This window comes from Candidatus Hydrogenedentota bacterium (assembly GCA_035416745.1).
Classification (GTDB): Bacteria; Hydrogenedentota; Hydrogenedentia; order Hydrogenedentales; family SLHB01; genus UBA2224.
In genome coordinates, this window is the sequence record DAOLNV010000147.1 from 1 (window position 1) to 7,979 (window position 7,979).

The following is a 7,979-nucleotide window of genomic DNA, read 5'->3' on the forward strand; positions in this document are numbered from 1 at the left end:
TCAGCGAGGTGGTGCAGGACGCGCTGGGGGCCACGGGCTTGGAGCAAGCGCCCCGGCTCCGCAAGCCGCGCTTGCTCTCGGACAACGGCTCGGGACTGGTGGGAAAGGCCTTTCGGGACTATGTGGAGGGCGTGGGCATCACCCCCATCCTGGCCAGCCCGTACCACCCCCAGACCAACGGCAAAATTGAGCGCTATCATCGGTCGCTCAAAGAGCGTGTTCTCCTGACCGTCCACACCATGCCGTGGGACCTGACCGAGGAGATCGCGGCGTTTGTGGCATACTACAATTCCGAGCGCTACCACGAAGCCCTGGGCAACGTGACGCCCGATGACGTATACTTCGGAAGAAGGGAGGCGATACTGGAAGCACGGGACAAACTCAAGGCCGAAACACGGGCTCGAAGGCGAGCCATCAACCTGGGCAAAGAAGCCGAATCTCTACCCTAATTCCGGGGCCTATGTGTCCCAAATGTTCTGAAGACGTACAATGTTCGACTCAGTGACTGTATTGGCAGTTTCTCTTTGCCCGCTGCTTTTTGTCATCTCAGCTGACAATGCAACCGCTCCGCTTGCCCAGGATATTCGACCGTTTCGTTACCAACCCGACGGCGCCGATATCGTGATTGTCAACGGGAAGAATCGTTTCAACCGGCCGCTCTACGGGAGCAACTCCATTTTCTTCACGTATGCGGGAGATCTGCCGGAGATCCTGCTTTCATTGCCGGGCAAGGGGGGAACGCTGCGCTTGGGGATCGCTTCCGCCGGCGCCTCGAAATGGCTGACGGAGGCAGAAACGGTGGTGGCGCGCTATCGGGGTGGCGCGATGCGGTACGAGATCCGTGATGCACTCTTGGCATCCGGGTCGCTCGTAATCGACGTGGTGCCGATGGGTGAGGGGGATGGAGCGCTTGTGCAGGTAGCGGCATCTGGGGATGCGGTGGCGGCGGATCTGGTGTGGGCGTTTGGCGGAGCGTCGGAATTCATGAAGGGGGCGTGGAACTTCGACACGGCGCGCTATGTTCCGGAATCGGCGGTGTTGTTCCAGCCGGAGGATTGTGCGCAGAACGTCTTCACGATTTCGGAGGGAGGATTTGAGCTGCGGGCACCCTGCCACGGCACACGGCCCGTGGCCGGCACAACGCCACCGGGGGCAACGCTGAAGATCGCGGATGCTACGGCGATTGCTGCACCGAACACGCTGTGGGAGTCGATAGCAGGGCAATGTCCGATCCTCGTGGGGCGCCGCGCGCTGGCGCCGGGCGAGACGGTGTTGTTGGGGTTGGAACGGCTTGCGGAAAACGGAGTTCGGCTCGGGGCGGAACAGTTGCCGGCGGCACTTGCGGCCGCGGAGGCACACCGCACAAGTATTGCCGAACGTGTGCGGGTTGTCACTCCCGATCCATACATTAACGCGGCGGTCCCGGCAATGTGCGCGGCGGCCGACGGACTTTGGGACCCGCCCACTTACGCACATGGCGGTGCTGCTTGGCACATGCCATATCTCGGGTGGCGCGGGGCGTACATCGCCAGCGAGTTCGGTTGGTATGATCGCGCGAAGCTCCACTTCCGGACGTTTGCCGCGCTCCAGGTGCAGGAGCCGGCTACCGGTGAGCCGCGCATGGAGCCGAAATACAACTTGGCGCGCCAGGCACTGGATTCAGTTTTCAACACCCGGGGATGCATTCCGCACCTTGCCGTGAAGGATCAGGTGGGCCAATACGACATGCAGCAGGTGTACATCGACCAGCTTCTCTGGCATATCCAGTGGACGGGCGACCTGGAGTTCGCGCGGGAGATGTGGCCTGTATTGACGAAACACCTTGCCTGGGAAAAGCGATGTTTCGATCCGGACGATGACGGCTTGTACGAGAATTACGCCAACACTTTGATCAGCGACGCCCACCATTACAGTGGAAGTCCATGCACGCAGGCGTCGGCCTACGACTACCGAGCGCTGCGGCTCGCAGCCAGGTTGGCCACACTGCTGGGCGAGGACGGCGAACCGTTCCGACGAGAGGCCGACAAGACCCTGGCCGCGATGAACCAGGTCCTCTGGATGCCTGAGCTCGGTTGGTACGCCGAGTACCGCGACCTGCTCGGGCTGAAGCGTCTACATCCAAGCGCCGAGTTGCCGTCAATCTATCATCCCGTCGATTCCGACCTACCCGATATGTTCCAAGCCTGCCAGATGCTCCGGTATGCGGACACGGAGATCGGGCACGTGCCCGTCGAGGGGAAGTCGGCCGTTCTGTGGACCTCAAACTGGGTGCCCTACATCTGGAGTGTGCGCAATGTGTTTCCGAGCGAGGTGGCGCATACGGCCTTGGCGGCGTGGCAGGCCGGCCAGAGTGGCATGGCGTGGAACCTCTATCGCGGCGCCATTCTCGATGCAATGTACGCGGGCCGGGTGCCGGGCAACTGCGCCGGCACTTCGGAGCATGATGGGCGCTGGGGCGGCGCTTGCACGGATTTCTGTTGCTCGGTGGGGATGTTCGGGCGCGGGTTGGTGGAGGGCCTGTTCGGGATTGTGCCGAATCTGCTCGAGGGGGAGTTGCTGATTCGCCCGGGGCTGCCGCGGGACTGGGACTCCGCGTCAATTGATACGCCGTACGTCGGATACACATATTCGCGGACAGGCGACACGGAACGATTTGAAGTGAGGTCGAAGCTGGGCTCGCCGGCTCGGCTCCGCTTGCGCGTAGCGGCGCGCACCGTGCAGGTGGCTGATGTGAGGGTGAACGGCCAGAAAGCCGAATGGGAGTGTGCGCCGGCCGTTGGTGAGCCCGCGATCGAGATTCTTGCTGAGGAAGCGGAAGGCGCCATCATCGAGATCCGATGGGAGGGCGAGGCGCCAGCGCGCACGGACGCGCCGGGAGTGGTTGGCTTCGGCGAGCCGTTTGTTGCGCAATTTGGGACGGCCACAGTGCGCGAGATTAACGATCCCCAGAAGGCTCTAAAAGACGTGGTGTTTGAGTCTGGGCAGGTGCGTACCGTGGCGGCGGGCAGACTCGGTCATCGCACAGCATTCGCTCGGCTCGAGCAAGGCGCCCTCGAGTGGTGGGCGCCCATGGCGTTCGAGATCCGCCCGGCGCTGGAGATCGTGCACAGCGCGGTCAACTGGCAGAGCGGAGAAGTGGAACTCGTGGTTCTCAACAATATGGACCAGGCGATTGCCGGTCCCGCGATCGCCGAATGCGGAGATACGAGGGAGACCGTCGTCCTGCAAGTGTCGCCACGAGCGCAGTCCGAGCCGGTTCGGTTGCCTGCCAAGGGCCTCGTACCGGGGACGAACACGATCTCAGTCGACCTCGGACAGGGACGAATCGTGCGGGACGCCCTGGTCGATTGGCGGCCGCCGATGCCCGACCAAAAACTGGCTTTCGAGTGTGTTGACCTGAATGGCTTCTTCAACGACCGCGTTTCGGAGATCTTCAGGCACGAATATCGCTCGCCACGGTCGCCTTACTGTTCGCTACAGATTCCATTGTGCGGGTATGGCGATTGGTGTTACGGAGACAAGGATCTTGCGCCGAAGATCGATGACGCCGCGTTGCGCACGGCGGCGGGCGCTGAAGGCCGCTTTGTCAGTCCGCAGGGAATCCCCTTGAACACGCCCGGTCCTGGCGATAATCCTAACATCATCTTCACGTCGCAGTGGGACAATTTCCCCAAGGAGATGGTGATTCCTCTGGCTGGCCGGGCACAACACGCATGGTTCCTGGTCGCCGGCTCAACACATCCGATGCAGTCGCAATTGGACAACGGGGAGATCCTCATCGCCTACGCCGGCGGAGAAACGGAACGGCTTCCGCTACACAATCCGACAACATGGTGGCCAATCGAGGCCGATTATGACCTCCGGAATGACGGATTCTGTGTCAGCGCGCCGCATCCGCCGCGAATCGATCTGGGCGCGGGCCGGGCCACGCTTCTGGATCTGCCGCTGAACCCGGAACGCGAGTTACAGTCAATGACCGTGCGTTGCCTTGCCAACGACGTTGTCGTCGGCCTGGTGTCGGCCACGCTGTTGCGCCCGGAGTGACTGCGATTCCGCGAGCCGCCCGTTGGTGTATTTGGTACAGGAGACTTCAAATGCGTCTTAGACTTCCGCAGGCGTTGATTGCCGTGTTGCTGTTATTCGCCCTGCTCCCTGCCGTCGGCCGGGCGCAGTCGCGCGAAAGCCTGAGTCTCGACGGCATATGGGACTTCGCCACCGACCTCGACAGTCAGGGAGAAATTGAGAAGTGGTATGCGCCGGATACGGCGTTGCCGAAGATGCCCTTGCCAGGCTACGCCGCGGAGGCCAACGGGAAGATCCTGGTGCCTGGCATCTGGGACAATCAGGGATACGGGACAGCCACCGACAAGGTGCAGCACAACTTCGTGGGGAAAGGGTGGTACAAGCGGCAGGTCGAGATCCCTGCGACATGGGCGGGGCGGCGTGTCTTCCTGATTGTGACGGGCGTCAACCGCTATTCGAAAACATGGGTTAACGGGCGTTTCGTCGGCGAGCACATCGGGTGCGTGTCGAGCAAGGAATGGGACATTACGCCGTTCGTGGTGCCAAGCGCGCCAGCGACGATCACGATTCAAGTCGATTCCAAGCAACGGTGGGAAGTGGACAGCCTATACGGCACGGCTTCGTTAGCGGATTATATGGATGTGCCCTGGGGCGGAATCTGGGGCCACGTCCTGCTGGAAGCGCGGTCCGAGGCTTGGTTAAGCGACCTGTTCGTACAGCCGAGCCCGTCCGACTCGAGTTGTTCCGCCAGCGCCACGTTGAATGGCAATGTCGATGTGCCTGACGGGACAAAACTGCAGGTCTTCGACGCGAGCGGCAAGAGTGCAGCTGAAACAACGATTAGGTTCGAGATGAAGCCCGTGTCCGGGCAGCCAATAGCCGTCACGGCGTCCCTGCCGGGCGCGGCGCTCTGGACTCCCGACAGCCCAGCTCTGTACACAGCGCGGCTAAGCCTTCTCAAGGGGAATGACGCCGTCGACGCAGTCGAGGTCCGTTTTGGGATGCGCCAGTTCACGATTGACGGTTTCCACATCCTGCTGAACGGCAAGCGCCTCATGTTACGAGGCTATGGCGATGATCACATCTATCCCGAACAGATGGCGATGCCAAGCGACAAGGAACTTTACCTCGCGCGGCTGCGCGTGGCCAAGGCGTATGGCTTCAACTTCGTGCGCAACCACAGCGCCATCATGCCGCCCGAGTACTACGAAGCCTGCGACGAGGTGGGCATGATTGCCACCGCGGAGTTTCCCATCTGTTATCACACTTACCTTCCCGGAACCGGCTATGTGTGGCAAGCCCACGCCCTGCCGGGTACCGACCCCAATGTGGCCATCGACACGTACAGGCGCGAGTGGACGGCGTCGATTAAGCGGCACCGAAACCATCCTTCGATCTTCGCTTGGGTCAGGGGCAATGAACTGTACGAACCTAATCCGTTGCGGGAAGAATTCCAGGCTATCGCGCGTCAGTATGATCCGTCGCGACTGTATGTCGATTCGGATTCCGTGTCGCTTCAGGTGTTGGATCCCGCAAATGATCGGGATACGCTTGACTTCTACACGGTCCCCTTCAATGAAGCGACCAATCCGCTCGATAACCCGGCCAAGTTCCAGATGGGCCCACCCAAGAAACCGGTGATCTCGCACGAGTCGGGCAACTACATCACCTTTTCGCGTCCCGGCCTGCTCGACGAGTTCAAACACAACTTCAAACCCTTCTGGCTCACCGCCGGCAAGGCCAAGCTCGCGGAACGGGGTCTTGTTGACGAGGCCGGCCAGTGGGCCGACAAATCCGAGCGGCTGTACGCGCTCTGCCACAAGTTCAACACCGAAGCGATGCGGCGAAATCCCTGTATTTGCGGTTATCAATGGTGGCTTCTCCAGGACTATTGGACGACGTCGAACGGAATCCTGGACCATTATTTTCGGCCCAAGTCGATCACGCAGGAAGACGTCCTCAAGTTCAATAACGACGTTGTGCTCCTTCAGGACGGGCTCGAACGGACCTATGGCGCCGGGAGCCGCCTGACCGTGACATTGCTCATATCGAACTACTCGGTCGACGCTATTCAGGGCGAACTCGCATGGGAAATCAGCGCGGGAGGGCACCCGGTGTCGAAAGACCAGGTGGCGTCCGGCCAGATCCCGCAAGGTGAAGTCGTCGAATTGACGCGCCTCGACATGGAATTGCCGCAAACCGATTCGCCCGCTAGGTTGACCATCGCGGTGGCATTCACGGCGAACGAGAGGCGTTTCGTTAACGACTGGTCCGTGTGGCTGTACCCGGCCGCGATTAATCCTTCATTGCCGGCCGTACCCATCTGTGCCGATGAGACACAGCTCGAGATGCTTAGTGACTGGGGCCTGAAGCCAATCCCGGCAGACGCCGCTTTCAGCGAGCATGCCGTATACGTAGTCAGTCGTCTGGATGATCGCCGCCTGCTCGAAGCGTTGGATCGAGGCGCGTGTGTCATGCTCCTCGGCGAAATGGAGCCCCCCTTGAAATCCTGTCCCATGACGTTCAGACCGAGCTGGTGGCGGGGCACGGTCAGCAATCAGATCAACCATAGCGGCACGTTCGTATATGACCATCCTGTCACCCGGGCAATGGCGCCGGATGGTTGGTGCGACGACGGATGGTTTTACCTGATCGAGGGCGGCCGCAAGTACTCTCTAGAGACCGCTCCAACGTACCCCCACATGATTATCCGCGCTCTGCCGACCTTGGAGAAAGTCGAGGAGCAATCGCTCCTCTTCGAGGTGGCAGTGGGCGAGGGATGCCTGATAGTCAGCGGTCTTAACCACCAAGGAGCACAAGGCCGGCCCGAGAACCAATGGATCCTCACTCGCTTGCTTGAATACGCCGCTGAATTCCCCGAGCCCGACACCCGTTGGCCGGCCTCGTTTCTGGAGGGGAAACAAGGGACAGGTGACAGGTAGACTCAATGAGGTGAACCAGGCCGGACGCCAGTCGCAGAAGAGGTGAAGAGACTGACTAAGACCATGTCGTCTATGAACCCGACTTGGCAGGCGTTTCCGAAGAACGACGCAAAGGGCATTGTTTCAATCGACTTCCTGGTGGTCCCGACGGTCCGATTCAAGATCCTCTGCGTTCTCCTCATCCTGTCCCTTGAACGCCGCCACATTCTCCACTTCACGTTGACGGAACACCCGACGGCACCGGGGACGGCGCAACAGGTCGCGGAGGCCTTTCCCTGGGACACCGCACCCTAGTAACTGCTCCGCGACCACGACAAGATCTATGGCGACTAGTTTCGACGGCGGGTGAAGAACATGGGCATCGAGGACGTACTCACCGCGCCTCACTGCCCTTGGCAGAGTCCCTACTCGGAGCGGCTGAACGGGAGTATCCGCCGTGAATGCCTCGACCATGTCATCGTCTTCAACGAGAATCATCTGAGGCGGGTTCTTGCCGAGTACGTCGAGTACTACAACGAATCCCGCACCCACCTGTCACTAAGAATGGACAGCCCCGAACCCCGGCCCGTCTAGGCGCCCGAACAGGGCAACGTTGTGGCCATGCCCCGGGTCGGCGGCCTCCACCATCGTTACGAACGCCGCACTGTGTGGAACACAAACAGAATTACTCTCCGCCATTTTGCGTTGCCCTGACATGTGGCAAAACAAACGGCCGTATCGAGTCTCGCCGCAGCGTACTCAGACAAAGCCACCGGGTGTCGTCTTCAGGATCGCGATTGCGGTTCCAGCACTTCCCGCGCAGAAAGCGACGGTCATAAAATGTGCTGATTCACGACGGATGGGTATTCGGGAACGACACTCCTTTGTTCGCACCCGGCAAAATTTTCACTGTACAGTTTACTGTACAAATCGCCGTCTTGGCACGAAAAAAAGGACCTACGGATTTCCGTAAGTCCTTTGATTCCAATTGGTAGCGGGGGTGGGATTCGAACCCACGACCTTTGGGTTATGAGC

General features: G+C 60.5%; 5 protein-coding genes. All 5 read left to right on the forward strand.

Going from position 1 to position 7,979, the window contains the following annotated elements; genetic code table 11:
• Positions 1-449 (forward strand): integrase core domain-containing protein (locus PLJ71_22140; protein HQM51389.1); only part of this gene is annotated, 449 nt, incomplete at its 5' end.
• A 52-nt stretch (positions 450-501) separates the two neighbouring features.
• Positions 502-4,044, forward strand: coding sequence for a DUF4450 domain-containing protein (locus PLJ71_22145; GenBank protein ID HQM51390.1), 3,543 nt, complete (start codon positions 502-504; stop codon positions 4,042-4,044).
• Positions 4,045-4,094: 50 nt separating this feature from the next.
• Positions 4,095-6,965: a glycoside hydrolase family 2 TIM barrel-domain containing protein gene (locus PLJ71_22150; GenBank protein HQM51391.1), complete on the forward strand. Its 2,871-nt coding sequence runs from the start codon at positions 4,095-4,097 to the stop codon at positions 6,963-6,965.
• Between the two features lie 42 nt (positions 6,966-7,007).
• Positions 7,008-7,259, forward strand: a complete 252-nt coding sequence (locus PLJ71_22155) for a hypothetical protein (protein ID HQM51392.1) — start codon at positions 7,008-7,010, stop codon at positions 7,257-7,259.
• Between the two features lie 60 nt (positions 7,260-7,319).
• On the forward strand, positions 7,320-7,538 hold the full coding sequence (locus PLJ71_22160; protein HQM51393.1) for an integrase core domain-containing protein: 219 nt from the start codon (positions 7,320-7,322) through the stop codon (positions 7,536-7,538).
• The last annotated feature ends 441 nt before the right edge of the window (positions 7,539-7,979 follow it).